This window comes from Bradyrhizobium sp. sGM-13, from assembly GCF_018398875.1.
Lineage (GTDB): Bacteria > Pseudomonadota > Alphaproteobacteria > Rhizobiales > Xanthobacteraceae > Bradyrhizobium.
Genome location: NZ_JAGWDK010000369.1, coordinates 1 through 254, shown reverse-complemented (window position 1 = coordinate 254; position 254 = coordinate 1). Strand labels below are relative to the sequence as shown.

Sequence of the window (254 nt, the reverse complement as noted above, 5' to 3'; positions counted from 1 at the left end):
GTAATTCCAGGCGCTGCGACGGTTGCGAGCGTATTCTTGATGCGGTGGTGCCAATTCCTCGAGCATCAGCTTCTGCAGCTTGTCGGCCGCCTCCCGTTCCCTGGCGTCGATGCCGGCCGCGGCCAGCAAACTCTGCGCATTGATCTCGGCCTGCGCGAGCAGAAGCCGCAGGCTGACTGCCGCCAGTTCGTCTTGGTATGGGGATGTGCTGCTTGCGGGACGCGGTTCCGTCCGGCGATCGCCTTCAGACATTA

General features: G+C 63.0%; 1 pseudogene. It reads right to left on the bottom strand.

From position 1 onward, the window contains the following. Positions 1-254: pseudogene (locus KJQ96_RS39335) on the bottom strand (hypothetical protein); the annotation flags it as partial.